Below are 26403 nucleotides of genomic sequence, written 5' to 3'. Positions count from 1 at the left end.
ACGCCGCTACCTCGGACTCGAGATCCTCGCCAAGAGCCGCCTCACTCTCCTCCCCGACACCGGAAGCGAGGTGACCTCCGAACACGTCCTCGAACTCAGCGCCTAACCAACAGAAGAAGGATCACCACCGGCTACACCACGCACTGGGGCTTGACTTGGCGCGCACCTGGCCGTACCAGCCTGACCGGACACCGAGACCAGTTGGCATTAACGGTCGGCAGTGGAAGTCACGCCACTTCCTGCATTCCAGATCAGATGTGCACGAGGTCCCGACTCAGGCTTCAGGCTCCCAGTGCTTCCGGGGCCCAGCCGCCCGCATCGGGTTCTCAGCGCTCGCGCCTCCGTCGATGACGACCGCAGCACCAGTAATGAACGATGCTTCATCGCTGAGCAGGAACGCTACTAGGTTCGCGATCTCCTCAGGTTTGCCGGCGCGCCCCAGCGGGATAGCACGCAGCAGCGGGTTCTCTTCGGGGGCGTTGGAAGTGGCGGCGAGCATCGACGGCATCAGCGCGGTTTCGATAATCCCGGGAACGACCGAGTTGACTCTGATCCCGTCCGGCCCGCCCTGCACCGCGGCGGTCCTCATAATCCCCAGCACCGCATGCTTGGAGGCGTTGTAGGCGGCGAGACGCTCACTGCCGAGGAGACCGGCGACCGATGACGTGATCACCACCGATCCCGGGGTGCGAGCGGAGGCGAGGTGGCGGAGTGCACACTGCGCGCCGAGGAATGTGCCACGGACGTTCACCGACATCACCCTGTCGAACTCGTCGAGCGTGACGTCGTGCATGAGCGTGCCGACACTGCCGCCGATGCCGGCGTTGAGGTGGAAGTGATCGATTCGCCCGAACCGTTCAACGCCACGCGCCATGTACTGGTCCACACCGTCGCGTGCACCGATGTCGGCGACGACTCCTATTGCATCACCGGGCAGCGACGACACCACAGCGTCCAAAGCGTCGCTGTTGATGTCGACGACGATGACCGCAGCGCCATCGCGGGACAGTCGCTCGGCGGTCGCGCGTCCGATGCCTGAAGCTCCGCCCGTGACGAGCGCCACTCTTCCTGAGAAGTCCGTCATACCGATCCCCTTCCTGGCCTCGCAGCCTGTGAATGCCTGAATCCCGTCCGCAGCAAACTGTCATACATGGTCGTCGTCGGGCTCGACCACGTGCGACCCAACGCCGTCCTCTCCGAGCAAGTGCCGGTCCGAAGTGCGCGTGCGATCGTGTTCGTCGTAGTTGGCGGCCAATGCCTGCATCGCGGACCGGATGACTGAATTGGTCAGGGCGGCGGCGAGGTCGCCGTCTCTCGCTTCGAACGCATCCTGCACGCGGCAGTGCGCCGCGAAGGACCGCTCGATCTGTCCCTCGATGGAGAAAGTCATGCGCCGCAGCCGAAGCACCCGGAGACCCAACGAGTCGAGCGTCTCGGCGAGCACCGGGTTCCGGGACAACTCCGCCGCCCGCTCGTTGTACGCGACGTTCGCCCAGAAGTACTCCCTCGCAGAGTTGGCCGCGGACGCCTCCTGCATCACCTCGAGAAGGCGTCGCAGGTCGCTCAGCTCTTCGTCCGTGGCGTTGGCGCAGACGAACCTCGAGACTAGCGAGGAGAGGACCGCCCGAACCTCGTAGATCTGCGCCATGGTCTCCGCCGGCACCACAGTAACCCGCGGCCGCCGGCGCGGCAGCGTCGTCACCATGCCGTGCCGCTCGAGCATCAGCATGGCCTCGCGAGCGGGGGTCCGGCTCGAATGGTACTGCCGAGCGATGGTCACGGAACTCACCATGTCGCCCGGCGCCACCTGGCCGTCGACGATCGCGAGCGCCACGTTGATCGCGATCCGCTCGACGAGAGAGGGGCTGTCCGGGTCCAGCTTCAACAGTCGAGCGACATACGAGCCTCCCGCTGCCAGCGGGACCGGCCCTGACTCGACGCTCACCGGTCTGCTCCGTCGCGCGCTGGGGAGGCTTCTCCGTGGAACCGACGACAAGTCATGTCAGCCGATCCCGAGCAGACGGGCTGCGTTCAGCTTCAGCAGCCCCGGCATGGTTGCCGGTCGGAAGTCACGGAATTCCGCATCAGCCAACCACCGGTCGGGTGTCAGGACGGGGAAATCCGACCCGAAGAGGACCTTGTCGGGGATAAGGGAATTCGCGTGTTGCACCAGTTGCTCCTCGAAATATTTGGGGGACCACCCGGACAGGTCGATGAAGACGTTCTGCTTGTGGCGGGCCACCGCCAACGCCTCCGATTGCCACGGGAAAGAGGGATGAGCGATTATCAGCCTGAGTTCCGGGAAGTCGACGGCGATGTCGTCGATGAGCATCGGATTCGAGTGCTTCAACCGCACTCCGCCGCCTCCGGGGAGATTGCGACCAATGCCTGTCTGCCCCGAATGGAACAGTGCGATGGAACGGTATTCCGCGAGCAGCTCGTACATGGCGTACGCGGCGGGCTCCTCCGTGGCGAAGCCCTGGATGCTGGGATGGAACTTGAATCCCTTCACCCCGTGGTTCTCGATGAGGTCGCGTGCCTCGTCGAGCGCGGTGGGGCGCCGCGGATCGATGCTGGCGAACGGGATTAGCGCATCGGGGTTGCGTGCCGCCGCGGCCGCGACATCCGTGTTGGGGACGGGAGAGTCGCCCATGTGCCGTTCGGAGTCGACCGGGAAGATGACGGCGAGCATCCGCCGTTCGCGGTAGTAGTCCGCCGTCTCGTCGAGGGTGATGTTGACGAGGTCGGTCTTCCACCGCCTCGCCTGGTCCTCACGCGTCTTGCGGCTCAGTTCGTTCTCGATGCCTAGAGTGTCCGGGCGCAACGCGTGCACGTGGACATCGATGGCGACGATGTTGTCGAGGTCGATGGCGCTCATTCCGATCTCCACCCCGGGACCACGACGCCCGCGTCGACAAGCCGGTCGATCGCAGCGTCGTCGAGGCCCGCCGCACGCAGCACGTCGGAGCCGTCCGCTCCGAGACGCGGCGGAAAGATGTGTCCCTCGCGGATCGCGGATTCGAACTTGATCGGATTGCCGGGCACCGAGACACTGGAGCCTTGGCCATCGTCGAGGTGCACCACCATCTCCCGATGCACGACCTGCGGGTCGACCAGCGCGTCCGGGACGCTCTTCACCAGAGCAGCCGGGATGCTCAGCTCATTGAACTTCCGCACCCACTCTGCAGCCGGGTGCGCGAGGAACGCCGGCTCGATGACGGCCCAGAGCGCTTCCTTGTTTTTCAGCCTATCCGTGTTGGTGGCGAAGCGCGGATCGGTCACCAATTCCTCGTGACCGAGCACCGTCGCCATGTCGGCCCACATCCGCTCGGTGTTCGCGGTGGTGACGACGTCCTGACCGTCGCCGCAGGTGAATGTGCGGTAAGTGGGTACCGAGTCATGCCCGGTGCCCTGCGGGCCGGGCAGCGTCCCGGAATGCAGGTAGTAACTCGCCTGGTAATTGAGCATCGAGACCAGGCAGTCGAGCATCGACACGTCGATGTAGTCGCCGACACCCGTCGAGCGCCTCTTCTCCAACGCTGCCAATACGCCGATCACGGCGTTCAAACCCGCTGCGAGATCTCCCACAGGCACCCCCGTGCGGAGCGGTCTGCCGCCTTCCTCGCCAGTGAGACTCATCGCGCCGGATGCGGCCTGCACGACCATGTCATATGCGGGAAGGTTGCGCGCGGGGCCGTCCTGGCCGAATCCCGTGATCGAGCACCAAATCAACGCAGGATTGCGTTCCATCTCCTTCTTGCGAGAGATGCCGAGTCGGTGGAGGACGCCTGGGCGGAAATTCTCCATCACGATATCGCTCTGGTCCAACAAGGTACGCACCAGCTCAACCGCACCCTCGGCTTTAAGGTTGACCGCCAGACTGCGCTTGTTGCGGTTGATCGTATGGAAGTAGACGCTATCGCCACGGACGAAGTTGGGGGCAACGGATCGGCTGAGGTCCCCCGCCGGCGACTCGATCTTGATCACTTCGGCACCGAGGTCGCCCAGGATCTGCGTTCCGTATGGACCCGACAGGAACTGGGTGAAGTCGAGGATTCGGACTCCAGCGAGGGGGCCGCGGGTTGACTCAGTCATCGGAGGAACTTCCTTTCGGGGAACTGCGTAAGTGCATACGACGGTGTGTCGGAACCACGTGTACAAGAAGATGCGCGCATCATGTCGATGTCCGCATCGACTCGCGCACCGCGTCGGATAGCGGTTTCGCGCCGCCTTGAGACGTCGTGCCGCCGTCGGCGCTAATCTCTGCTCCGTTGACCAGGCTGGCCGCGTCCGAGAGCAGGAACGCGACGACGGCCGCGATCTCGGCAGGTCGGCCGGGCCTGCCGAGCGGTGAGGCGGCCAGTGAAGCTGTGAGGAAGGCGGAACCGGCCGTCGCCACGCCGTCAGTCGCCGTGTAACCCGGGTGGACCATGTTCACCCGGATGCCGCGAGGACCGAGTTCCATGCTCGCAATCGAGCTGAGCGCTCTCAGAGCCCACTTGCTAAGCGTGTAGGGCACCGCGTGGTAGGGGATGAGGGCGGCGATGGATCCGATGTTCACGACGGACGCCCCGGCGCTCATCAGCGGCAGCGCCGCCTGCAGCCCTCGCAGCGCGCCCATGACCGTGACGGAGAACGCGCGCTCACACTGTGCTGGGTCGACGATCTCGAGGCGGTCACGCAGGACGAGACCGACATTGTTGACGAGACCGTCAAGACGCCCCGACTCCGCTGCCACTCGGTCCATGACTCGGCGCCAGGCCTCGTCGTTCGATACGTCGAGCGTCTCGAAGGTCACAGTCCCCGGAACATCAGTCAGAAGGTCCCACAGCTCTGGTGCCTCTTCCATCTTGTCTGTGGCGACGACCGTCGCTCCGCGCGACGCCAACTCATGCACGGTCGCAGCTCCGATACCGCGTGCCGCACCGGTGACAAGAATCACCTTGCTCTTTAGGTCTTGAGCAATCTCCATCGTTCCTTCTCCTCGTGTGCATTCCGCGCGGGTCACGTCCACGGGATCGCTACTTCATCGCCATCGGGCTGACCGGGGCACCGACGGCACCGGTGAAGGGCAACGGGGAAGCGACGAGCAGAAATTCGTAGACTCCGGTCTCCTCGCAGTCGATGGCAAGCTCTGCCGGGTTCCACATCTCGCCGATGATCATTCCCATGTTGGGGACGACGACCTGGTGGAGTGGAGAGAATGCGTCCGGCACCTCGTAGGGGCGCACTTCGAAGCCCCATGTGTCGATCGCGATGGCCGCGATCTCCGTACGGTGCAACCACCCCGCGGTCGAGAAGGAGAAGCCGGGCGCGTCTCCCCCCGTGTACCCCTTCCAGGCGTTCTTACGCGCACGCTCCATCTGTCCGGTCCGCACGACGACGATGTCCCCGCGGCCCACCTTCGACGTCGGCCCTTGCGCTTCGATCGTTGCGAGGAGGTGCTCCTCGGTGATAGCGAAGCCGTCCTCCAGTTCACCCCCGCCAATGGCGCGCCCGACATCGAGCAACACCCCACGGGAGATCGCGAGCGGCGTAGCGTGCTCGATGCCGGTGATGGCGTCACCAGCGGGAGTCACGACCTCGTTCGCCACGCGCCCATTGTAGGCGCGACCGCGGTCGTAGATATGCCCCAGACCGTCCCAATGCGTGGCGCATTGGAGTGCCATGAAGACCACGTCGTCGGAGCCCCCCACGCCGTGCGGGAACCCCTGCCGACCGTGGATGTGGTCGTCGGCAGTCTGCGTGAACGTGTGGATTGGATTTGTCCGTCCCATGAAGCCCGTCTGGGGGCCGCCGGGTCCGAGCTCGATCGAGAGCGAGAACGACGCTCCCCGCTTAACGAGGTTGGCTGCCTCCAGGCGCTTGGCTTCGTCGATGAAATTCAGGGTGCCGACTGCGTCCTCCTCACCCCACCGTCCCCAGTTCCGGTAATTCTCGGCGGCCTCGGCGATGACAACGGCAAATTCGTCAATCGACATGTCTTTATACATCAGTCAGGTTCTCCCTCGTGTCATTCGTCGACGGGCCTGCGGCCCCTTGCTGATTGGTTTCGCCCATGATCCAAGTCCTCAGGCGCTCTCGCGGTCGCGTTTCACGACCACGTGCGATCCCGGTCGGTCGGCGGATGAGCACGAACACAAGCACGACCGCAATCATCACGGTGGCAACGCCGTCGGGCACGTCGATCTGGAGCGGCCCGATCCCTCCACTCACCTGGATCCGGCGCATCCCGATGTCGAGGACCGCCAGCAGTGCGCCACCGACAACGGCGCCGGTAAGGCTGCCCATGCCTCCGATGACGAGGGAAGCCAGACAGAGGAAGGCGAGCGAGAGATAGTAGTCACCGGGAGTGAGCACGCCCACCGAATGCACGTAGAGAACACCGCCGACCGCGCTGATAGCCGCGCTGAGCGCGAAGGCTCGCCGTCGTTCGCGGCTCACTTTCACCCCGATGGAGCGGGCCGCTACCTGGTCGTCGCGACTCGCTCGCAGACGCGCCCCGGTCGACGAACGCTGGAAGAGCCAAGCAGCGAGGATCGCGATATCGACACCCACCAGCGCGATCGGCAAAGTAACGTCAACAGGGATCCCGGAGATCGTGCCGCCGCCCTTTGAGAGCACGTCCCAGTGGATGAGGACTACCTGCGAGATCATTAGGAGCGCAAGAGTGGCGACAGCTGCCGCCATGCCAGCGAGGCGAGCCAGCGGAAGCGCGACGATCCAGCCGATGACTGCCGCCACGAGGGCGGCGATCACAACCGTTGGCCAAAGTCCCGGAGCGAATGCCGACAGCCAATCTGGCAACCCGGGCACCAGGAAGGCCCGACGCACCGTCGGAATTGCGAGGATACCGCCGAGGTAAGCACCGAGCGCGATGAAGGCGGCATGCCCGAAGGAGATGACCCCAGAGTTCCCGACGAAGATGTAAAGGCCGACGACGAGCGTGATGACGATCAGTCCTTGGATGACGTCCGCGGTCAGCTTCGGCACCAGGGTAATCAAGAACGCGACGATGGTCACAACCAGGATGAGGACGACGGGCGTCCAGCTCGCGATTAGCGCGCGCCTGAATCTCGTGTTGCGTGCGTTTATGGTCACACTCGCTCCAATGCGTTCGACTTGATGAAGATCCCACCTGGCCGCACCAGGAGCACCAGGATCACGATGACGAAGAGGATCGCATCTCTGTAAACTGCGATACCCGCGGGCAGGAGCACCGTCAGCGCGACGGTGAGTCCGCCGAGCAGGAATCCGCCAGCGGCAGCTCCAGGGAGGCTACGCAGGCCGCCGAGAACCACGGCAACGAGTCCGAGCAATAGGGGTTGAACGCCCATCTCCGGGAGCACGGTGCCGCTGCGAGCCGTCAGCAGAATGCCCGTCAGCGCTGCGATCACGCCGCTGATCACGAAGGAGATGGTAACGACGCGCTGCGCGCGGACCCCGAGCAGCTGCGCCATAACGAAGTCCTCTGCGGACGCGCGGATCCACACGCCGGCTGCGGTGCTGCGGAGGAATACGGTGAGCAGCAGGAGCATCAGTAGCACGACGACGAAGGTGATGAGGTCGAGGAGTGAGACGGTGAGACCAAACAGTTCGACGCTGGCGCTCACTCCACTGCCGAAGCCGGTGCCCTTCGGCCGTGAGCCGAAGATGGCGACGGCTACCCCCTGCAACGCGAGCGAGACTCCAAAGGATGCCACCAGGAGGGTGGTCTCGTCCGCACCGCGTAGGAAAGAGAACGGCAACCACGACATCAACAGTGCGAAGAGCACTGAGACAATGACGGCTATCGGAATGGACAGGTACCAGAGGTCCGGCGAAAACAGATAGATCGTGTACGCGGCGACCATGATCAGCTCGCCCTGAGCGAGGTTCACGAGCCGGGCGACCCCGAAGGTCATAGCAAGGCCGACAGCGAGCAGGGCGTAGATGCCACCCACGGTCACCGCATCAACAAAATACTGGATGGGCATCTCAGGTCCGATCCTCAGGTGCGTCGGTCACGGTGACGTCGATGCCGAAGTATGCAGCGAGCATCTGCTGTCCGTCGTGCGTGTTATCGATGTCGGAGAGTTCGCCATTGCGCAGCAGCATCGCCCGCGACGAGATGTCGAGCGCCTGCAGGGCGCTCTGCTCAACGAGGAGGACCGACCGCTCATCATCGGCGAGTGACGAAATGAGACCCATCAGTTCCTCGACGACGATGGGGGCAAGACCCAGCGACGGCTCGTCGAGCAGCAGGACCTTCGCTCCCGTCAGCAAGGATCGGGCGAGGGCGAGCTGTTGCTGCTGTCCTCCGGAGAGGAGGCCGGCCCGGCGATCACGTGCGCTTGCGAGAGCGGGGAACCGCTCGTAGATCGCGGCGGTCTCCTGCCGGACGGCTGCCTTATCGCGACGCACAGCACCGGCGACCAACAGGTTGTCGGCGACCGTAAGGCCGGCGAAGATCCGGCGCTGCTCGGGTACGAGAGCGAGGCCACTGCGGACGATCTGGTCCGGTCGCTGCCCGAGAATTTCCGTGCCGTTCAGAAGAATACTCCCTTGGACGCGCACTTTTCCTCGCCTGATGGCACCACGCTTCTCTCCCGCAATGGTCATGAGGGCGGTCGACTTGCCAGCCCCGTTCGGCCCGACGAGGGCGAGGATCTTTCCTGCACCCAGAGTGAAGCTCACGTCTCGCACGGCATTGACTGGACCATAGGAAACCGAGAGATTTCGTACCTCAAGCATCGAGCTTCACACTCCTCGTACCCAGATAGGCCTGGATGACCTCAGGACTCTGCTGCACTTCCGCTGGCGTGCCGACGCAGATGGTCCGCCCCTCGGCGAGCACATGCACTCGATCACACAGTCGCATAACCAGGCCGACATCGTGCTCGATGATGATGACGGCGACGCCAGTGGCGTCCCGCATGGCGGCCAGGAACGAGACGAGCTCTTCACTTTCGGCGTCATTCAGACCAGCGGCGGGCTCGTCGACGGCCAGCACCTTCGGAGAGGTCGCGAGCGACCGCGCGAGCGCTGCCTTCCTCTCGAAACCGTACGGGAGGATCTCTGCACGCACATCCGCGACGGATCTCAAACCGCCGGTGCCGAGGAGCTCGTCCGCCTTGGCCCGCGCCGCGCCGGCCCGCATGCCTGAGCCGAGCGCAGCCACCTCGATGTTCTCGCGCACCGTCATTTTGCTGAAGAGCCGCCCTGCCTGGAAGGTCCGGTTGATCCCGAGCCGGACGCGCTTGTCGGGTGCCGCCCGGGTGACATCTGCGCCGCCCAGAAGGACGCTTCCCGATGTCACCCGGGTGAAGCCACTGATGACATTGACGAAGGTAGTCTTCCCCGCACCGTTGGCTCCGATGAGCCCCAGAATCTCGGCAGGATTCAGGGTCAGGTCGACATTCGAGAGTGCCGCGACCCCGGCGTAGGAAACGCTGACGTCCCGAGTCTCGAGGATGGCTTCGCTGGTGGTGGTGGGCCTCTTCGTCATTATTCGACTAGCCTTCGAGGTGGAGCTCGACCTCGCCCGCGGGTGCGAGCAACGTCACGAAGGTCGGCCACGCGTTCACGTACTCGATGAACACGAACTCGCGAAGCGGATCCGAGTGCAGCTCAGGCGAGAAGGTGACTGTTCCGAGGACCGTCTCGAACGTCCCCTTCTCATCGATCCAAGCGGAGAGTTCCAAACCGTCCGTCGTCCCTGTCGCCTCGATCGCTTCTGCCAGGATCTCCATCCCAACGTAACCCTCGAGGAAGTTCGTGCTGTCGGGGTTCGAGCCGAACGTGTCGATGTACTGCTGCACAAGCTCGTTGACCTCAGGTCGCGGGTCACCACCGGTCTCCTCCCCTTCGACATCGCCCCAGGTATGCGCCGAGGCGCTGACGAACACATTGTTGATACCGGGAAGACTCTCGGACCAGAAGCGGCCGTAGTTGGCGCTCGGCAAGAGGAGCGGGATGTCTACTCCGGCGCCGCGCAGCTGACGGACGATGGCAGCTGAAGTGGGTGGGCCGCCGGCAAGCAACACGAAATCGAGATCGGCCGTGTTGCGGATGTCGGTGATCAACGGCGCGACGTTCTCGTCCTGCATCGTGTTGATATTGGAGGTCCCGATGATGTTGATCCCGTACTCCTCGGCGGCATCCTGGAAGCCTTCGCAGACCTGGATGTTGTAGTCGAGCCAGGTATCACAGACGACGTAGGCGTTGGCGCCGAAGTTCTCCGAGGCGAAGCGCGCGTCGACATTGCCTTCGGAGTAGGTCAGCGGACCGCGAGTGTATGCAGTCTGGCCAACGCCCTCGACACCCCAAAGGGGGCTGCCTGCGCACAGTGACCAGGCGATGATGCCGGCCGAGCTCGCGGCCTGACCACCCGGTGCACCGAAGTCGTAGTTGCAGTTCTGGAACGTGACGTCGGCACCCTTGTCGATCACTTCGAGTGTCGCGGTGCGGCTGCCCTGCGGCGTCGACGTAGTGTCGGCCTCGACAATCTCGAGCATACGGCCGTGGATGCCGCCCGCCTGGTTCTGGTTGTCGACGAACAGCTTCACGCCGTTCCAAGTCGGGCTGTCGAAGGGTTGGAGCAGCCCCGACAGCCCTATGGCGCCGCCGATCACGATCGGGGCGTCCTCCGCGGCGGGCTCAGCCTCACCAGATTCCGCGCAGCCCGCGAGTGCCAGCATGGCTGCCATTGCCGTCGCTGCGGCTAGTAGTTTCGACGTTCTCATCGTTGAGCCTTCCTGTCGTTGCTATTCGTTGATGCATTGGGAAGTTGCGGCTGTACCGAGGACCGAACGATTCCGTCGGCAACTGCTTTAGCGCCTCGTGGGCTGTCTAGCCTGTGTCCTCAGGTCGTGCTCCGTACTGTCGACACTATCGTCCTTTTCGCACTTTGCCAAGAAACTGTCGACTCTTTTTCGCGCTAATCTGAAACCAACGCCATGAGGTCTGACACCGGTGCGTCTGGTTCTCCGAGAATCAGACCCGCGAGTCGGCTGACGTTGCCCGAACCGATGGACGGATTCGCGAGAGCGAAGAGTTTTGTAGTCAACTGCTCCTCCCGCACCTCGAGATCGCGCTCTGGCAAGCTCGCGTCCGCCTCGACGAAAACGCTCTCCCCAGCGCGCGGCGTGAGGCGCATCTTAGAGAAGAACGGGCGTCCGAGCATGGCCGGCTCGTACGACACAACGATCCGCTCCGCGAAGGCGGCCACATCCGGGGATTCTGCTCCGGCCTCATAGCTCGACTCGTCTGCGAGGTCCCAGCCGAGGAAAGCCATCGCCGTGGTAGCACGGAGGCTAAACTTGGCCTCCGTGCCCGTCCGTGGTTGCTCGATTCCGCAGACCGACTCGTTCTCCGGGCTGACCCAGACCTCCACTCGCGCCACGTCATCGACCCCGATTCCCGTGCGCCTCAACGCCGCGCGCGCATTCGCTACGGAGGCATGCGTTCCGGTGCACGCGGCTACAAGTTTGAACACAGTGTCGGTGATGGCCTCGTCTGATCGCAGTGGGGGCGGCCCCTGCTCCGGATCACTGAACATCGTCACGAAGCCGAGCGGACCAGTCAGGCCGTCCCGCGCCGCGGTGAATCGCTCAGCCGCGAGCATCCCGGCTAGGACGCCGGAGCTAGCGGCGCGACCGGCATGCAGCGGTTTCGCCATGGTCCCGAACATGGTTCGCAAGCCGCCGCCGAGCGTAGAGGCCAGGGCAGTAGCGGTTCGAAACTGTGCGGCGTCGAGATCGGTCAGGTGCGCAATTGCGGCTGCCGCGGCGATCGCCCCCACGCTCCCCGTCGTGTGCCATCCTTCCCTGTAATGGCGCGGGCTAATGAGTCGCCCCACCTCGGCTCCGAACTCGACCCCGGCCACAAGGGAAGTGAGGACCTGCTCAACCGATAGCACCCGGTCCTCCGCGACCGCGAGCAATGCCGGCACGATCGCGACACTCGCGTGCGTAGACATGTGTGGGTGAAGGTCGTCGAAGTCGAGGGCGTGCGCGGCAACCCCGTTGAGGAGCGCTGCGTCTTTAGTGGATCGGCGTCCCGAGTCACCCACCACGCCGGCACCACCCGCGGACAGCGCCGGGACGACGGCACGCATCGCGTGCGCCGCGTCACTGTTCGCGCCGGCAATCGCGCACGCGAACCAGTCCAGCAAACAGTGCTGTGCCGTTATAGTGGCGGCGGCGCTGAGCGTGCCCGGGTGCGTCGCTCGGGCACGCTCTGCTGCCGCCTCGAGGTGGGTCTCAGCGGACACGGCCAGCTCCTCAGGCGATCTTCATGCTGACGGTCTTGGTCTGCAGGTAGTGGTAGATCGCTTCCACACCTTTCTCACGACCGAAGCCGCTTTCCTTGAAGCCTCCGAAGGGCGCCTGGATACCTCCGGCGAAGTAGTCATTGACCGAGACCTGCCCAGCGTCGATGCTGGCGGCAACACGGTGGGCGCGGCCGAGGTCGTTAGTCCACACACCAGCGGTGAGGCCATACTTCGTGTCGTTGGCGATCCGGATAGCGTCTTCCTCCGTATTGAAGGGGATTACGCAGAGGACAGGGCCGAAAATCTCCTCTTGTGCGATCCGCATCGAGTTGTCTACACCCGTGAAGATCGTCGGGCGCACGAACTGGCCGCGATGCAGCTCCGCATTGAGGGGAAGGTCGCCACCGAGAGCGACGGACGCGCCCTCCGACACACCGAGACGCAGGTAGTCTTTCACCTTGGCGAACTGCGCGCTCGTTGTGATCGGCCCCATATCGGGGTTATCGAGCCCGTGTCCGAGGCGCACTTCCTGCTGGATCGCGACGAGTCGCTCCACCAGTTCGTCGTGCACGGATCGCTGCACAAGAAGCCGGCTGCCGGCGGCGCAGACCTGCCCCGCGTTAACGTTGATGGCCATCGCCGCCCCGGCGGCCGCCGCTTCCAAGTCCGCATCGCCGAAGACGATGTTCGGCGACTTACCTCCGAGCTCCAGGGTGACGGGGCTGAGATTCACGGCCGCCTGACGCATGACTTCTTGGCCGGTGGGTACGGACCCGGTGAAGGTAATACGGCGGACCTTGGGGTGTGCCACGAGCGCAGCGCCCGCTTCGTGCCCGAGCCCGGTGACCAGGTTCATCACGCCCGGCGGCAGTCCAGCTTCCGCGGCGATCAGCGCGAAGTGCACGCAAGCCAGCGAGGTGTCTTCGGCGGGCTTTACGACCGCAGTGTTGCCGGCGGCGAGCGCGGGGGCAACGCTTCGGGCAGCCTGCTGGAGCGCCGCGTTCCACGGAACGATGTGCGCCGTGACACCATAGGGCTCGAGGCGCGTATAGGAGTGGTGCTTGTCACCGATCGGGATGGTTTCCCCCTGCAGCTTGTCTGCCATTCCCGCGTAATACTCGAAGTAGCGCGCGGCCACCGCGATGTCCATGAGGGCACCGCTCAGCGGCTTGCCGTTATCGAGGGACTCGATCCTGGCCAGTTCCTGAGCGTTCTCTTGGAGCGCGGTCGCGACGCGCAGCATGATCCGTCCGCGCTCGACACCGGGCAGAGCCCTCCACTTGTACCACGCAGCCTCAGCGGATTGGACGGCCAAGTCGACCTCGGCTGAACCGCCGCGCTGGACGCGTGCCAACTGCTGGCCCGTGCCGGGGTCATAGGTGGTGAACCATTCGTCGACTCCGTGGACGACTTCTCCGTCGAGAACCGAACCATAGACGTCGAGCATGCCAGTCTGAGTCATGCGAGCGACCCGCCATCGACCGGGAGGTTGAGACCCGTGATCATCGCGGCCTCCGATGATGCAAGGAAGAGCGCGGCGTTGGCGATGTCCTCGGTCGTCGCCAGACGCTTCATCGGGATGCCAGACACGACCCTCTCGCGCGCGGCGTCGGGATCCGGCGCGGTTTTGGTGAACTCCGGAAGCATGGGTGTATCGGTGGCGACGGGACACACCGAGTTGACGCGAATAACGGGGGCAAACTCGATCGCGAGCGCCTTCGTCAGCATCGCGGCCGCACCCTTCGAGGACGCGTAGGCGCTGTTACCTGGACGCCCCTTGAGGCCAGACAAGGACGAGGTGATGACGATGGAGCCGCCTCCGGCCGCGCGAAAGGCCGACTCCGCCGCGCGTGCTGCCAACCAGGGACCGCGGGAATTCACGGAGAGGAGTCGATCGAAGGTCTCGGGCGAGGTTTCGCCGATGGGAGTCGCGGGCGCCGCGATCCCGGCATTCGCCCACAGGATCGTGAGCTTACCGAACTGCTTCACCGCTGCCTGGACCGCCGTGTCGTTATCGGCCTCGAGAGCGACGTCCGCAACGACAGCGATGGCCTCACCGCCCTGCTTAATGATGAGATCACGGGTCTGCTCAGCGGCCTGCTGATTGATGTCTACGACGACAACCTTGGCACCTTCGGCTGCAAAGCGAATTGCCCCAGCGCGACCCATCCCGGAGCCTCCTCCGGTAATCATGGCCACTTCGTTTTTCAGTCTCATCATGAACTCCTCCTCGAGCGACGATCGGTGCCCGGTAGCACCTCCGGAAACACTAGTAGAAGTGTCGACTGTTTACTAGCTCGTACGCCAATCTGTGCGAATGAGACGCTCTATTCTTGATAATCTGTCGACGATTTGTGAAATTTAGGGCCATTGAGTTACCGGTGTCCCCCACCGACCGGACTTAGAGTAGTCGTCGCTCGCAGCGTCCACGAGGGTGTCACGACGCCGCGTTCCGATCAACCACGCCCCAACCGGCGCCAGCATGCAGTAATACCGAGAAGGTCCCAGCCCGGCGACCTACGTCGTTCGGTCGCAGAACCGTCCTCGTTGGAGGCGTGGCAGCTCTAGCCGGCGTCGGTATCACCAAGGCAATCCAGGCCTCCCGTGAAGAATCCCGACGCAGGGATAGACCGCCCGAGTTCAACACACGGCTCACCCGGCACGACTTCATCGCCATGCCGGACCAGCTCGCCAACACGAGTCCTCGGGTCATCCGCGCCGAGACGGAAGATCTGGTCGTGACGATCTTTGTCCGGTCGAACAGCGGGCTGCCGATCTGGTCCGCTGTGCTCGACTTCAACGACTACGGTCAGCCCACAGGCAGGTACTGGATCCGCACCGACAACGACCAGTCATCGATCCCGGAGTTCATCGCCAGCTCGCTACAGGAGCAGATTCTTCAGCGCGTGAGTTGAGGACGCGATGCGCTCGTGCGCATCGGTCGTGAGCTCGCGCTCTGCCGAGCAGGAGTGTCGTCGAGTTCAGGGCGCACGAGGGCGCACCATGGTGAGCGCAATCATGAACTCCCGCGGAATTCCGGGGCACATGGGCGCACGAGAACCCATACTGACTACTACCAGGAATCACCAATTTACTACCAGGTGCTCGAAGTCTTACTTGCGTATGGTCGTGGTGGTTGCTGCACGGCTATCAAGAAAAACTGCTGATCAGACGCCTAAAAACAAAAAGACCCCGCCGAGGCGAGGTCTTCTTCACTGTCCTAAGAAACTGTGGAGCCTAGGAGATTCGAACTCCTGACATCCTGCTTGCAAAGCAGGCGCTCTACCAACTGAGCTAAGGCCCCTTGCGATATTCAATTTTAGTGTGAAACGTGGGGCTACCAGGACTTGAACCTGGGACCTCTTCATTATCAGTGAAGCGCTCTAACCGCCTGAGCTATAGCCCCGTCAACCTCCAAGACTTTACCTGAGATTTACAGAAAATCCGAATCGGCGCCGTTCAGTCTCCCGCGCGCAGGACGACACTCCCGGCCGACACCGACGCCTCGATCACGAACCGAGATTGGTTCGAAGTGTCGAGCCGGTTATCCAGCGATCCAGCGCTGACTTCCTGGTTCACCCGGTACGCGTCATCCGGCACCGTCAGATCGAGAGATCCGGCGCTGACATCGATCGACACCGAGCTCGGCGTCGTGTCGATCAGCTCGGCCACGATCTTGCCAGCGGAGACCGTGAAGTCGGCCTCGGTCACTCCGGCAAGCGTCACGTCTGCGCGTCCCGCACTGACGTCGGCATCGAGCGATTCCGCCGATCCATCGATCTTGAGCGCACCAGCACCCACCTCGATGTCGACTTCGCCGTACGCTCCGTCGATATCGAGGCTTCCCGCGCTGAGTGTGAACTCGGCATCCAGGCGCCCGTCATTCAGGCTCTCCGGCAGCGTCAAGATGACGGTCTCTTCGGAGAGCCAGTCGTCGCCGAACCAATCGATGTCGAACCACCCCCCGAATCCACGATCCGGGCTGCTGACCACGAGCTCGTCTTCATGCCGTTCCAGCTTCCAGTCGCTGCGGCCTTTGCCGTCGACCTCGAGCGTCGCCTCGTCGACATCACCGAACCGGGCGGTGACGTCGCTGCCGGCGACATCCACCCTCAGGCTTTCGACTCCGTCGACGCTGACACTCTGGCTCTGCGCACCCGTACCTCTCGGATGCGCGGCTTCGCGCAGGTCATGAGTCGCAGCGAAGGCGGCAGTTCCGCCCGCACCGAGCAGCACGACCCCGCCGAAGACCGCGAGTGCGATCGCTGTGGCGCGTCCGCCTGACCCGCGCGGCTCACGGGCCGGGGGTGTCGCGCGAACCTCGTGCCCACCCTGCAGATTCTGCTGGTCGTCGTTCATCGTCCTGATCCTGTCTGAATGTCATTTCCGGCAGGCGATCCGCCACCGGTGTTCTCGATGTGTGCGAGAGCTGCCAGCACTCGCCTGTTGCCTGATTCGTCCTGCTCGAAGCCGAGCTTCTGGAAGATCGCGGTGATGTTCTTCTCGACACTCGCGGCCGAGAGGAACAGCAGGCTCGCAATTGCCTGGTTCGATTTCCCCTCGGCGATGAGGGAGAGCACCGTGCGCTCTCGCTCGGTGAGCTGCAGCATCCGGTCATCACGATTGCGACGCGTGAGCAGCTGCGCCACGACCTCCGGGTCGAGCACTGACGCGCCCTCGGCGATCCGCTCCACCGACGCGAGGAACTCCGAGACATCTGCCACACGATCCTTCAGCAGATATCCGAGCGGCCCGCCCTGCGCAGCGATCAGATCGCTGGCGTACCGCTCCTCGACGTACTGCGAGAGCACGAGCAGCGGCAGGGAAGGATGAGTCTTGCGCAGGCCGAGCGCGGCACGGATCCCCTCATCGGTGAACGTCGGCGGGAGTCGAACGTCCAGAATGCAGAGCTCGGGGTTCGTGTTCTGCACTGTCTCGGTGATTCCCGTGGTGTCGGGAAGCGCTGCGACCACCTCGTGGCCGGCATCCTCGAGAAGTCTGACGAGGCCTTCACGCAGCAGGACGGAATCTTCACAGATCAGGATGCGCATGGCACGCTCACCTCCAGTGATGTCGGACCGCCCTGGGGGCTGTCGATGCGGATGTCTCCACCGGCAGCAAGCACTCGGTTCGAGATTCCGTCGAGACCGCCGCCCGGCTGCACCTGTGCGCCGCCCACGCCGTTGTCTTCGACGCGCGCCCACAGTGTGCCGCCGTCGCGCAGCCGCACCACCACTCGGCACTCGCTGGCGCGAGAGTGCTTGGCAGCATTGGTCAGCGACTCGGCGATCGAGAAGTAGACCGCAGCCTCGGCATCCCTGCTGCATCTCCCGTCCATGCGCACGTCCAGGTGCACGGGAATGTGCGATCTGCTGGCCAGGGCCGACAGGGCGGCATCCAGACCCCGATCATCCAGAACAGACGCGTGGATGCCGCGGGCGAGCTGTCGCAGCTCAGTGATCGCCGCTTTCGTGGAGGTGTGCGCCTCGGAGATCAGTGCCTTCGCGGCATCCGGATCGGCGTCGATCTTCTGCTGCGCGAGTCCCAGCGTCATGCCGACGGAGACGAGCCTCGGCTGAACGCCGTCGTGCAGATCGCGCTCGATTCGGGTGCGCTCGACATCTGCCGCGCGCACGGCACCCTCGCGCTGTGCGGAGGTGGTGCGCACCCGCTCGACGAGTTCGGCCTTGTGGCTGGGGATGACGAGGGAGCGTGAGATGGTGCGATCCAGCAGAGCGAGTCCGATGATGCCGGCTGCCGTAGCGAGAACGCCGAGGATGCCGAGAACGGGTGCCCACCCCGCGGTGACAAGGGTTCCGAAGGGACCGGCGACCTCATCCTGGGCGAACAGCGGAGTGAAGGCGAAGATCGCCGACCACACCATTCCCCAGAACAGTCGGATGACCAGCGCACCGAAGATGCACGCAATGGCGAAGCTGGCGACAGCCCGCCACATCCGTCCGTCAATGCTCTGGCGTCCGAGCGAACGGATCCATCCGCCGAACCCTGGAACCTGGCGGCGCCGGGGCGCAAGGTCAGGAACGTCGAGGGCGTAGAGGCCGCGCACCCGGACGATCTCGAACCAGCCGACGCCGTACAGCGCGTAGACGAGGCCGACGAGGAAGAGCAGCCCGATACCGAATGCGAAGAGCAGCCCGAGGCCGATACCGAACACGCTCGAGAGGATCCCGATGACGCCTGCGCCGATCACGCCGAGGGCCGCCAGATGCAGGACGGTCAAGAAAATACGCAGCGGGGCCGCGGCGCGCTGCGGAGCCGGTGCCGCAGCAGGCGCTGCGGCCGGTGCGGGGGGAACAGGCGGAGTGGTCATGCTTCAAACGTAGGGCGCAGGGTGCACCCCGCGACACCTAGGCAACCAGAGCATCCTCTTCGGGTTTTCCCTACCGATCGGACCCTTCGACAGGCTCAGGGATCGACGTCCGTGGTTTCCGCAGCCGATCGGCCAAGATGGGACCGTGAGCGAAACACACCCGCAGGAACCGCACGGTGCAGGCATCGGCCAGAAGCTGAACTGGCTTCGCGCCGGGGTGCTCGGCGCCAATGACGGCATCGTCTCGGTAGCATCCCTCGTCGTCGGGGTCGCCGGCGCGACCACCGACAATTCCGCGCTGCTGGTCGCCGGTACCGCCGGTCTCGTCGGCGGCGCCATCTCGATGGCTCTCGGCGAGTACGTCTCAGTGAGCAGTCAGCGCGACACCGAGCGTGCACTGATCGAGAAGGAGCGCGAAGAGCTGCGCACCATGCCAGCCGAAGAGCTCGATGAGCTCACCGGTCTCTACCGGCAGCGCGGGCTCAGCGAAGAGACCGCCCGCCAGGTCGCGATCGAACTCACCGAGCACGACGCGCTGTCGGCGCACCTCGAGGTCGAGCTCGGCATCGATCAGGACGATCTCGTCAACCCCTGGCACGCCGCACTCTCATCCGCAGTCTCCTTCACCATCGGTGCACTGCTGCCGCTGCTGGCGATACTGCTTCCGCCGGTGCAGTGGCGGGTGCCGGTGACGTTCGTCGCCGTCCTCATCGCCCTCGCTGCGACAGGAGCTGTCGCAGCCCGCGTCGGAGGCGCCTCCCCCGTGCGATCGGCCACCAGGCTGGTAATCGGAGGAGCGCTCGCGCTGATCGCCACCTGGGGGATCGGCACGCTTCTCGGAACCACCGGGATCGTCTGAGGCGTCGCCTCGACGACGAATGGCGGATGCCGAAGCATCCGCCATTCGCAAGAGGAAAGTCCGCTAGTTGGACATGAAGCCGACGAGCAGCCCGCCGGTGACCTTCACTGCGAGGTTGTAGATTCCGGCGACGACGGCGCCGAGAACCGTGAAGACGATCAGGTTCAGGATCGACACGACAGCGGCGAATGCCATCACCTGGGGTAGCCCCAGCAGCGACGCGAGCGACACCGCACCGTCCGTGATGTTGCCGACGAAGGCATCCGCCTGCGTGATGAGGTTCGTCGCCTGCAGCACGAGGTAGATGAGGAAGAACGAGACCATGGTCACGATCGCCAGCGCGACCGCAGCCAGGAACGAGAGCTTGACCGCCGACCAGAAGTCGACATAGACCAGGCGCAGACGGACCTGCTTGCCACCGGTCTTGCGTGTGGACTTCTTCGCGAGCTTGTCAGCTACTGTGCTCATTCGTCGTTACTTTCCTCGATGGTCTCAGTCGTTTCGGAGGCCGGTGCCGACTCGGGGGCGTCGTTCGCTGACTCCGCTCCCGCCTCATCTTCTTCGAGGCCTCGCTCTTCGTTGCGAGCAATCGCGAGGATCCGGTCCTTCTCAGAGGTTCGGGCGAACAGGACACCCATGGTGTCTCGACCCTTCGCTGGCACCTCGGCCACGGCAGAGCGTACCACCTTGCCGCTGGAGAGAACCACCAAGACCTCGTCGCTCTCGTCGACGATCAGACCACCGGCGAGTACGCCGCGATCGTCGTTGAGCTTGGCGACCTTGATGCCGTATCCGCCGCGGTTCTGCACGCGGTACTCCTCGACGATCGTGCGCTTGGCGTAGCCGCCGTCGGTGACGGTGAACACGAACTGGCCGGGAGTGGCAACGGATGCCGAGAGCAGACGATCCTCGCCCTTGAACTTCATTCCGGTGACGCCCGCTGTCGCGCGGCCCATCGGACGCAGTGCCGTATCGGTTGCCTGGAAGCGCACTGACATGCCCTTGCTGCTGATGAGCAGGATGTCGTCGGAGGCATCCACGATCATCGCGCTGACCAATTCGTCGTCCTCGCGGAGGCGGATGGCGATGACGCCGCCCTGACGGTTGGTGTCGTACTCGCTCAGGCGTGTCTTCTTCACCAGACCCTCACGCGTTGCCAGGACGAGGTAATCCGCGACGCCGTAATCGCGCATCGCGAGGATCTGCGCGATGCCCTCGTCGGGCTGAAGCGCCAACAGGTTCGCGACGTGCGTGCCCTTGGCATCACGGCCGGCCTCTGGCACCTCGTACGTCTTCGTGCGGTAGACGCGGCCCTTGTCGGTGAAGACGAGCAGCCAGTGGTGCGTCGTGGTGACGAAGAAGTGCTCGACGATGTCATCCGCACGCAGCTGCGCACCCTTGACACCCTTGCCGCCGCGATGCTGTGAGCGGTAGTTGTCGCTGCGTGTGCGCTTGATGTAGCCATCACGTGTGACAGTGACGACCATCTCTTCTTCGGCGATGAGGTCTTCCATCGAGACATCGCTGTCGAAGCCCTGCAGGATGTGCGTGCGACGCTCGTCACCGAAGCGGTCGACGATGCCCTCGAGCTCTTCGCGGATGATGCCGCGCTGACGCGACTCGTTGGCGATGATGTCCTTGTAGTCGGTGATCTTCGCTTCGAGCTCGGTGGCCTCGTCGACGATCTTCTGGCGCTCGAGAGCGGCAAGGCGGCGAAGCTGCATCTGCAGAATCGCATCGGCCTGGATCTCATCGATGTCGAGCAGCGTCTGAAGCCCGGCGTTCGCCTCTTGCGGTGTGGGCGAGCGGCGGATCAGTGCGATGACCTCATCGAGCGCGTCGAGCGCCTTCAGGTACGCACGCAGAATGTGCATGCGCTCTTCGGCCTTGCGCAGGCGGAAGATCGTGCGACGAACGATCACATCGATTTGGTGCGTGATCCAGTGCGAGACGAAGCCGTCCAGCGCGAGGGTGCGCGGAACACCATCGACGATCGCGAGCATGTTCGCACCGAAGTTGTCCTGCAGCTGCGTGTGCTTGTACAGGTTGTTGAGCACGACCTTCGCGACAGCATCCCGCTTGAGGACGACCACCAGACGCTGACCGGTACGGTCACTGGTCTCGTCACGGATGTCGGCGATGCCGGTGATCTTGCCGTCGCGGGCCAGGTCGCCGATCTTCACCGCGAGGTTGTCGGGGTTGACCTGATAGGGCAGCTCGGTGATGACCAGGCACGTGCGACCCTGGATCTCTTCGACACCGACGACCGCGCGCATCGTGATCGAGCCGCGACCGGTACGGTACGCCTCGTGGATTCCCTTGGAACCCAGGATCTGGGCTCCGGTGGGGAAGTCCGGTCCTGGAATGCGCCGGATCAGGCCCTCGAGGAGCTCTTCACGCGGAAGCTCGGGGTTATCCAGCGCCCAGAGCGCAGCATCCGCCACCTCACGCAGGTTGTGCGGGGGGATGTTCGTCGCCATACCCACCGCGATGCCCACCGAGCCGTTGACCAGCAGGTTGGGGAAGCGCGCCGGCAGGACAGTCGGCTCCTGGGTCTGACCGTCGTAGTTGTCCTGGAAGTCGACGGTCTCCTCTTCGATGTCGCGCACCATCTCGAGCGCGAGTGGGGCCATCTTCGTCTCGGTGTAACGCGGGGCTGCAGCGCCCATGTTTCCGGGGGAACCGAAGTTTCCCTGTCCGAGTGCGAGCGGGTAGCGCAGCGACCACGGCTGCACGAGACGGACGAGCGCGTCGTAGATGGCCGAGTCGCCGTGCGGGTGGTACTGCCCCATGACTTCACCGACGACGCGGGCGCACTTCGAGAAGGACTTGTCGGGACGGAAGCCGCCGTCGTACATGCCGAAGATCACACGGCGGTGCACGGGCTTGAGGCCATCGCGGACATCCGGCAGCGCACGACCGACGATGACGGCCATCGCGTAGTCGAGATAGCTGCGCTGCATCTCGGACTGCAGGTCGACCTGGTCGATCTTGCCGTGTTCGTGAACCGGCTCGGGGCGTTCTTCGTCAGTCATGTGTTTCTTTCATTTGCTGAACTTGTCGAAGCATCCGGCCCTTCGACAGGCTCAGGGGCCGGAAATCCGTCAGATGTCGAGGAAGCGAACGTCCTTGGCGTTGCGCTGGATGAAGCCGCGCCGAGACTCGACGTCCTCACCCATCAGCACGCTGAAGATCTCGTCCGCAGAAGCTGCGTCTTCGATGGTCACCTGGCGAAGGGTTCGCGTGGTGTGATCCATCGTGGTCTCCCACAGCTCCTTGGCGTTCATCTCACCCAGACCCTTGTAGCGCTGCACGCCGGAGTCCTTGGGAAGGCGCTTGCCGTTTTCGAGGCCGTGCTTCATCAGTGCGTCGCGCTCAGCGTCGGAATACACGTACTCGTGCGGCTGGTTCGTCCACTTCAGCCGGTACAGCGGCGGCATGGCCAGGTAAACGAAGCCCGCTTCGATAAGCCCGCGCATGTAGCGGAACAGCAGGGTCAGCAGCAGCGTCGTGATGTGCTGGCCGTCGACGTCAGCATCCGCCATCAGAACGATCTTGTGATAGCGGGCCTTCTCGATGTCGAAGTCCTCGCCGATACCCGTACCGAAGGCCTGGATCATCGCCTGGACTTCTTTATTGGCCAGCGCCTTGTCGAGGCGCGCGCGCTCGACGTTGAGGATCTTGCCTCGCAGAGCCAGGATCGCCTGCGTGTGCGGGTCGCGTCCCTGCACAGCGGAGCCGCCGGCCGAGTCACCCTCGACGAGGAAGATCTCGCTGATCGAGGGGTCCTTGCTCGTGCAGTCCTTGAGCTTGTCGGGCATGGCGGCGGACTCGAAAACGCTCTTGCGGCGAGCGGTCTCACGAGCCTTGCGGGCTGCCATTCGCGCGGTCGCCGCGTCGATCGCCTTTCGGATCACGCTCTTGGCCAGGGTGGGGTTGCGATCGAACCAGTCACCGAGCTGATCGCCGACGACCTTCTGCACGAAGGCCTTCGCTTCGGTGTTGCCGAGCTTGGTCTTCGTCTGACCCTCGAACTGCGGCTCGCCGAGCTTGATCGAGATGACAGCGGTCAGGCCCTCACGTACGTCGTCACCGGAGAGGTTGTCGTCCTTCTCCTTGAGAAGGTTGTTCGCACGGGCGTACTTGTTGACCAGGGTGGTCAGCGCAGCGCGGAAACCCTCTTCGTGCGTCCCGCCCTCATGAGTGTTGATCGTGTTCGCGTAGGTGAAGACGTTCTCGGTGTATCCGGTCGTCCACTGCATCGCCACTTCGAGCGAGATCTTTCGAGTCGTGTCTTCGGCTTCGAAATCGATGATCTCGTCGTGCACGGTTTCGGCACGACGCACGCGGTTGAGGTACTCGACGTAGTCGACAAGACCGCGCTCGTAGAAGAAGACGTCACCGCGCTGCTTGGTGACAGTGGTGCCCTCCTCTTCGATCTCATACGTGGATCCTTCGCGCTCGTCATGGAGCTCGATGCGCAGGCCCTTGTTCAGGAAGGCCATCTGCTGGAAGCGGGTGCGCAGCACGTCGTACTCGAATTCGACGGACTCGGTGAAAATCGCAGGGTCCGGCCAGAACGTGATCTCGGTACCGGTCTGGTCAGTCGGCTCGCCCTTTTCGAGCTTCTGCAACGGGGTTCCGCCGTTACCGAAGCTGTGGTGCCAGGCGAAGCCCTTCTGCTTCACCGTGACATCGAAGCGAGTGGACAGCGCGTTGACGACCGAGGAACCGACGCCGTGCAGACCCCCCGAGACCGCGTACGCCCCGCCGCCGAACTTTCCGCCGGCATGCAGGATCGTGAGCACCACCTCGACGGTCGACTTGTTCGGATCAGAAGAGTGCGGGTCCGTGGGGATGCCACGGCCGTTGTCGATCACGCGGATGCCGCCGTCGGCGAGCATCGTCACGATGATGGTGTCGGCATAACCGGCCAGCGCCTCATCAACGGAGTTGTCGACGATCTCGTACACGAGGTGGTGGAGCCCGCGAGGACCGGTCGAGCCGATGTACATGCCTGGCCGCTTGCGAACGGCCTCAAGGCCTTCGAGGATCTGGATCTGATCGGCGCCGTAGTCACCAGATGGCTTCGCCGCGGCATTCGTCGACGAGGTTTCTCCGGTTGTGGATTCAGGCTCGTCAGCAGTATTTTCAGGCGTCATCAGAGGGCATTCTCCACATCGATATCTCGAAAGCCCAGTCTACCCTCATCAGAGCGTTTCACGTCGCTGGACGCCCGTGTGTGGCCCTGAAATCGATCTGGACCCCGTTCGTGGTGTCCTACCCGTAGGTATCGCGCGGGCCCCGCCCTGGGACGGCTCTGGGACCCCATTTCCAAGAAGGAACGTCCGGGCCGATGAAGCGGAGGTTGTCGACGCCCGCCTGCGGATAACGTCTTCCGATCTCGGTGAGGATGGTCGCCCGCATGAATTGCAGGTTCTTCGCCCACGCCGTCGAATCGCACTTCACTGTCAGCATCCCGTTTTCGAGAGACACGGGTTCGGAGTGCTTTGCGGTGTCGCTTCCGGCGAGATCTGCCCACTGACGGACGAGGTCTTCCCGCGCGAGAGTGATCTCCCAGCCAGAGTCACGGCTGAGCTTGTCGAGCACAGCGCCCAGTGCACCGGGATCGCGCCCGGGGGTGAATGGAGCGTTGTCGTCGTCATCGTGGATGCGGCGCTTGCGCTTCCAGCTCTTCGAACTCGGCTTCAGTCCGCGCAGGCGCAGATAGGTTCCGATGGTCTCGGGGACTTCGGCATCGGTCACGGTGCATCCCCCTCATCGGCGTCGGTTACGCGGTCATCGCTGATCGTACCCGCGTCGATTCGCACGACATGCCGGTGCAGCGGTTCAGGAATGTCGGCTTCGACGGCAGCGGTGACAATGACCTGCTCGTATCCCGCGGTGAGACTGGCCAGTCGCTGACGACGATCAGCGTCGAGCTCGGCGAAGACGTCGTCGAGGATGAGCACCGGGTCGCCTGCCGGCGACTCGGCGCGCAGAAGCTCAGCGGATGCCAGGCGCAGAGAAAGCGCAACTGACCAGGATTCACCGTGCGAGGCATAACCCTTGACGGGAAGGTCGCGCACGCGCATCAGAAGATCATCGCGGTGCGGACCGACCAGGGTGAGACCGCGGTCGAGCTCTTGCTGCCGCTTGGCGAGAAGGGCCGCGCGGAACATCTCGGCGCCCTTCGACAGGCTCAGGGATCGGTCAGTGAGATTGAACGAACCCCCTTCACCCTCTTCGGGGTCTGCCCCGCTCACCGACAGCGCCCACTCGAGTTCAGGACTGTGATCTGCACCCGCGATCGCGGTGTACGCCGCGGCCAGCGGCTGCTGCAGGTCGGATGCCAGGCGCAGACGCGCATCGATGATCTCGGAGCCGAGCGCGATGAGCTTGTCATCCCAGACTTCGAGCGTCGTGAGCGCATCGCCCCGGATGCCGCGGGCCCTGGCGGATTTCAGCAGCGCGGTGCGCTGCTTGAGAACCCGGTCGTAGTCGGCGAGCACGCCGGCCATGCGCGGAGCGCGCTGAATCAAGAGCTGATCGGCAAATCTCCTGCGCGAAGACGGGTCGCCGCGCACGATCTGCAGGTCTTCCGGCGCGAAGAGAACGACATGCGCGTAGCGCGGGAGTTCATTCGTCTTGGACGGCGAACCGTTGATGCGCGCCTTGTTCGAACCCTGTCGATTGATCTGCACCTCGACGAGAACGCGGCGGTTGCCGACCGAGAGTCTGGCGCGGATGACAGCGTATTCATGACCGTCTCGCACCATCGGAGCATCCGACGAGACTCGATGCGAGCCGAGTGTCGCAAGGAACACGATCGCCTCGGCCAGATTCGTCTTGCCCTGACCATTTCGTCCGACGAGAACGTTCGGACCCGGAAGCAGGGCAAGATCTGCGGTCGCGTAATTGCGGAAATCAACCAGGTTCAGGTGCTCCACGATCACGGAG

24 protein-coding genes and 2 tRNA genes are annotated in these 26403 nt (G+C 64.0%); 2 read left to right on the top strand and 24 right to left on the bottom strand.

The features are described from left to right. Positions 1–274: 274 nt before the first annotated feature. The 14 genes from ACN0RC_RS05630 to ACN0RC_RS05565 all read right to left on the bottom strand — a co-directional run bounded on the left by ACN0RC_RS05630 (position 275) and on the right by ACN0RC_RS05565 (position 14470). Positions 275–1084: an SDR family NAD(P)-dependent oxidoreductase gene (locus ACN0RC_RS05630; RefSeq protein ID WP_417509608.1), complete on the bottom strand. Its 810-nt coding sequence runs from the start codon at positions 1082–1084 to the stop codon at positions 275–277. A 60-nt stretch (positions 1085–1144) separates the two neighbouring features. Next, the gene (locus ACN0RC_RS05625; RefSeq protein WP_417509606.1) at positions 1145–1945 is read right to left on the bottom strand and encodes a GntR family transcriptional regulator; all 801 of its coding nucleotides are present in this window, start codon (positions 1943–1945) and stop codon (positions 1145–1147) included. 57 nt (positions 1946–2002) lie between these two features. Then, positions 2003–2878 carry an amidohydrolase family protein gene (locus ACN0RC_RS05620; RefSeq protein ID WP_417509605.1) on the bottom strand — a complete coding sequence of 292 codons (876 nt, stop codon included), beginning with the start codon at positions 2876–2878 and terminating at the stop codon, positions 2003–2005. Beyond that, positions 2875–4095 carry a CaiB/BaiF CoA transferase family protein gene (locus tag ACN0RC_RS05615; protein ID WP_417509603.1) on the bottom strand — a complete coding sequence of 407 codons (1221 nt, stop codon included), beginning with the start codon at positions 4093–4095 and terminating at the stop codon, positions 2875–2877. The genes ACN0RC_RS05620 and ACN0RC_RS05615 overlap by 4 nt, the downstream gene beginning before the upstream one ends. 79 nt (positions 4096–4174) lie before the next feature. Then, positions 4175–4972: an SDR family NAD(P)-dependent oxidoreductase gene (locus ACN0RC_RS05610; RefSeq protein ID WP_417509601.1), complete on the bottom strand. Its 798-nt coding sequence runs from the start codon at positions 4970–4972 to the stop codon at positions 4175–4177. A gap of 49 nt (positions 4973–5021) precedes the next feature. Next, the gene (locus ACN0RC_RS05605) at positions 5022–5981 is read right to left on the bottom strand and encodes a cyclase family protein (RefSeq protein ID WP_417509599.1); all 960 of its coding nucleotides are present in this window, start codon (positions 5979–5981) and stop codon (positions 5022–5024) included. A 4-nt stretch (positions 5982–5985) separates the two neighbouring features. Beyond that, positions 5986–7101, bottom strand: a complete 1116-nt coding sequence (locus tag ACN0RC_RS05600; RefSeq protein ID WP_417509597.1) for a branched-chain amino acid ABC transporter permease — start codon at positions 7099–7101, stop codon at positions 5986–5988. Then, on the bottom strand, positions 7098–7976 hold the full coding sequence (locus ACN0RC_RS05595; RefSeq protein WP_417509593.1) for a branched-chain amino acid ABC transporter permease: 879 nt from the start codon (positions 7974–7976) through the stop codon (positions 7098–7100). The genes ACN0RC_RS05600 and ACN0RC_RS05595 overlap by 4 nt, the downstream gene beginning before the upstream one ends. 1 nt (position 7977) lies before the next feature. After that, positions 7978–8676: an ABC transporter ATP-binding protein gene (locus ACN0RC_RS05590; RefSeq protein WP_417509591.1), complete on the bottom strand. Its 699-nt coding sequence runs from the start codon at positions 8674–8676 to the stop codon at positions 7978–7980. 49 nt (positions 8677–8725) lie between these two features. Beyond that, entirely contained in the window at positions 8726–9487 is a 762-nt protein-coding gene (locus ACN0RC_RS05585) for an ABC transporter ATP-binding protein (RefSeq protein ID WP_417509589.1), read from the bottom strand. Positions 9488–9494: 7 nt separating this feature from the next. Continuing rightward, complete coding sequence (locus ACN0RC_RS05580) at positions 9495–10724, bottom strand: ABC transporter substrate-binding protein (protein ID WP_417509587.1); 1230 nt, start codon at positions 10722–10724, stop codon at positions 9495–9497. A gap of 194 nt (positions 10725–10918) precedes the next feature. After that, positions 10919–12253: an MmgE/PrpD family protein gene (locus ACN0RC_RS05575; RefSeq protein ID WP_417509585.1), complete on the bottom strand. Its 1335-nt coding sequence runs from the start codon at positions 12251–12253 to the stop codon at positions 10919–10921. 10 nt (positions 12254–12263) lie between these two features. Further along, the gene (locus tag ACN0RC_RS05570) at positions 12264–13715 is read right to left on the bottom strand and encodes an aldehyde dehydrogenase family protein (RefSeq protein ID WP_417509584.1); all 1452 of its coding nucleotides are present in this window, start codon (positions 13713–13715) and stop codon (positions 12264–12266) included. Then, complete coding sequence (locus ACN0RC_RS05565) at positions 13712–14470, bottom strand: SDR family NAD(P)-dependent oxidoreductase (protein ID WP_417509669.1); 759 nt, start codon at positions 14468–14470, stop codon at positions 13712–13714. Before ACN0RC_RS05565 ends, ACN0RC_RS05570 begins: the two co-directional genes overlap by 4 nt. A gap of 338 nt (positions 14471–14808) precedes the next feature. On the opposite strand from ACN0RC_RS05565, the gene ACN0RC_RS05560 reads away from it, so the two are divergent. Next, positions 14809–15168 (top strand): hypothetical protein, encoded by a 360-nt coding sequence (locus ACN0RC_RS05560; RefSeq protein ID WP_417509583.1) that lies wholly within the window; start codon positions 14809–14811, stop codon positions 15166–15168. A gap of 316 nt (positions 15169–15484) precedes the next feature. On the opposite strand, the gene ACN0RC_RS05555 is transcribed toward ACN0RC_RS05560, so the two are convergent. The 5 genes from ACN0RC_RS05555 to ACN0RC_RS05535 all read right to left on the bottom strand — a co-directional run bounded on the left by ACN0RC_RS05555 (position 15485) and on the right by ACN0RC_RS05535 (position 18584). Further along, positions 15485–15557 (bottom strand) — tRNA-Ala (locus ACN0RC_RS05555). Between the two features lie 28 nt (positions 15558–15585). After that, positions 15586–15659 (bottom strand) — tRNA-Ile (locus tag ACN0RC_RS05550). Between the two features lie 53 nt (positions 15660–15712). Next, positions 15713–16612 carry a hypothetical protein gene (locus ACN0RC_RS05545; RefSeq protein WP_417509581.1) on the bottom strand — a complete coding sequence of 300 codons (900 nt, stop codon included), beginning with the start codon at positions 16610–16612 and terminating at the stop codon, positions 15713–15715. Next, complete coding sequence (locus tag ACN0RC_RS05540) at positions 16609–17304, bottom strand: response regulator (protein ID WP_417509579.1); 696 nt, start codon at positions 17302–17304, stop codon at positions 16609–16611. Before ACN0RC_RS05540 ends, ACN0RC_RS05545 begins: the two co-directional genes overlap by 4 nt. Continuing rightward, positions 17292–18584, bottom strand: coding sequence for a histidine kinase (locus ACN0RC_RS05535; protein WP_417509577.1), 1293 nt, complete (start codon positions 18582–18584; stop codon positions 17292–17294). The genes ACN0RC_RS05540 and ACN0RC_RS05535 overlap by 13 nt, the downstream gene beginning before the upstream one ends. Positions 18585–18729: 145 nt before the next feature. Here ACN0RC_RS05535 and ACN0RC_RS05530 point away from each other — a divergent pair, with 145 nt between their 5' ends. Next, positions 18730–19443, top strand: coding sequence for a VIT1/CCC1 transporter family protein (locus ACN0RC_RS05530; RefSeq protein ID WP_417509575.1), 714 nt, complete (start codon positions 18730–18732; stop codon positions 19441–19443). Positions 19444–19506: 63 nt separating this feature from the next. Here the strand turns inward: ACN0RC_RS05530 and ACN0RC_RS05525 are convergent, their stop codons facing one another. The 5 genes from ACN0RC_RS05525 to recF all read right to left on the bottom strand — a co-directional run bounded on the left by ACN0RC_RS05525 (position 19507) and on the right by recF (position 26399). Next, positions 19507–19911, bottom strand: coding sequence for a DUF3566 domain-containing protein (locus tag ACN0RC_RS05525; RefSeq protein ID WP_417509573.1), 405 nt, complete (start codon positions 19909–19911; stop codon positions 19507–19509). Continuing rightward, positions 19908–22478 (bottom strand): DNA gyrase subunit A, encoded by a 2571-nt coding sequence (gyrA, locus tag ACN0RC_RS05520; protein ID WP_417509571.1) that lies wholly within the window; start codon positions 22476–22478, stop codon positions 19908–19910. Before gyrA ends, ACN0RC_RS05525 begins: the two co-directional genes overlap by 4 nt. A gap of 69 nt (positions 22479–22547) precedes the next feature. Beyond that, positions 22548–24605, bottom strand: coding sequence for a DNA topoisomerase (ATP-hydrolyzing) subunit B (gyrB, locus tag ACN0RC_RS05515; RefSeq protein WP_417509569.1), 2058 nt, complete (start codon positions 24603–24605; stop codon positions 22548–22550). A 118-nt stretch (positions 24606–24723) separates the two neighbouring features. Beyond that, positions 24724–25209, bottom strand: coding sequence for a DUF721 domain-containing protein (locus tag ACN0RC_RS05510; RefSeq protein ID WP_417509567.1), 486 nt, complete (start codon positions 25207–25209; stop codon positions 24724–24726). Then, the gene (recF, locus tag ACN0RC_RS05505; protein WP_417509565.1) at positions 25206–26399 is read right to left on the bottom strand and encodes a DNA replication/repair protein RecF; all 1194 of its coding nucleotides are present in this window, start codon (positions 26397–26399) and stop codon (positions 25206–25208) included. Before recF ends, ACN0RC_RS05510 begins: the two co-directional genes overlap by 4 nt. Positions 26400–26403: the final 4 nt, after the last annotated feature.

The organism is Microbacterium sp. (genome assembly GCF_048259935.1).
Classification (GTDB): Bacteria; Actinomycetota; Actinomycetes; order Actinomycetales; family Microbacteriaceae; genus Microbacterium.
Note: the sequence above shows the minus strand (reverse complement) of the source record. Positions and strands in the feature narration are given on the sequence as shown.

Excerpts from the sequence above, each read along its gene's own strand:
- ACN0RC_RS05595 (WP_417509593.1), bottom strand. The coding sequence starts at position 7,976 with ATGCCCATCCAGTATTTTGTTGATGCGGTGACCGTGGGTGGCATCTAC.
- ACN0RC_RS05540 (WP_417509579.1), bottom strand. The coding sequence starts at position 17,304 with ATGCGCATCCTGATCTGTGAAGATTCCGTCCTGCTGCGTGAAGGCCTC.
- ACN0RC_RS05610 (WP_417509601.1), bottom strand. The coding sequence starts at position 4,972 with ATGGAGATTGCTCAAGACCTAAAGAGCAAGGTGATTCTTGTCACCGGT.
- ACN0RC_RS05615 (WP_417509603.1), bottom strand. The coding sequence starts at position 4,095 with ATGACTGAGTCAACCCGCGGCCCCCTCGCTGGAGTCCGAATCCTCGAC.
- ACN0RC_RS05585 (WP_417509589.1), bottom strand. The coding sequence starts at position 9,487 with ATGACGAAGAGGCCCACCACCACCAGCGAAGCCATCCTCGAGACTCGG.
- ACN0RC_RS05525 (WP_417509573.1), bottom strand. The coding sequence starts at position 19,911 with ATGAGCACAGTAGCTGACAAGCTCGCGAAGAAGTCCACACGCAAGACC.
- ACN0RC_RS05565 (WP_417509669.1), bottom strand. The coding sequence starts at position 14,470 with ATGAGACTGAAAAACGAAGTGGCCATGATTACCGGAGGAGGCTCCGGG.
- ACN0RC_RS05570 (WP_417509584.1), bottom strand. The coding sequence starts at position 13,715 with ATGACTCAGACTGGCATGCTCGACGTCTATGGTTCGGTTCTCGACGGA.
- ACN0RC_RS05580 (WP_417509587.1), bottom strand. The coding sequence starts at position 10,724 with ATGAGAACGTCGAAACTACTAGCCGCAGCGACGGCAATGGCAGCCATG.
- ACN0RC_RS05630 (WP_417509608.1), bottom strand. The coding sequence starts at position 1,084 with ATGACGGACTTCTCAGGAAGAGTGGCGCTCGTCACGGGCGGAGCTTCA.
- ACN0RC_RS05545 (WP_417509581.1), bottom strand. The coding sequence starts at position 16,612 with ATGAACGACGACCAGCAGAATCTGCAGGGTGGGCACGAGGTTCGCGCG.
- gyrA (WP_417509571.1), bottom strand. The coding sequence starts at position 22,478 with ATGACTGACGAAGAACGCCCCGAGCCGGTTCACGAACACGGCAAGATC.
- gyrB (WP_417509569.1), bottom strand. The coding sequence starts at position 24,605 with ATGACGCCTGAAAATACTGCTGACGAGCCTGAATCCACAACCGGAGAA.
- ACN0RC_RS05620 (WP_417509605.1), bottom strand. The coding sequence starts at position 2,878 with ATGAGCGCCATCGACCTCGACAACATCGTCGCCATCGATGTCCACGTG.
- ACN0RC_RS05605 (WP_417509599.1), bottom strand. The coding sequence starts at position 5,981 with ATGTCGATTGACGAATTTGCCGTTGTCATCGCCGAGGCCGCCGAGAAT.
- ACN0RC_RS05535 (WP_417509577.1), bottom strand. The coding sequence starts at position 18,584 with ATGACCACTCCGCCTGTTCCCCCCGCACCGGCCGCAGCGCCTGCTGCG.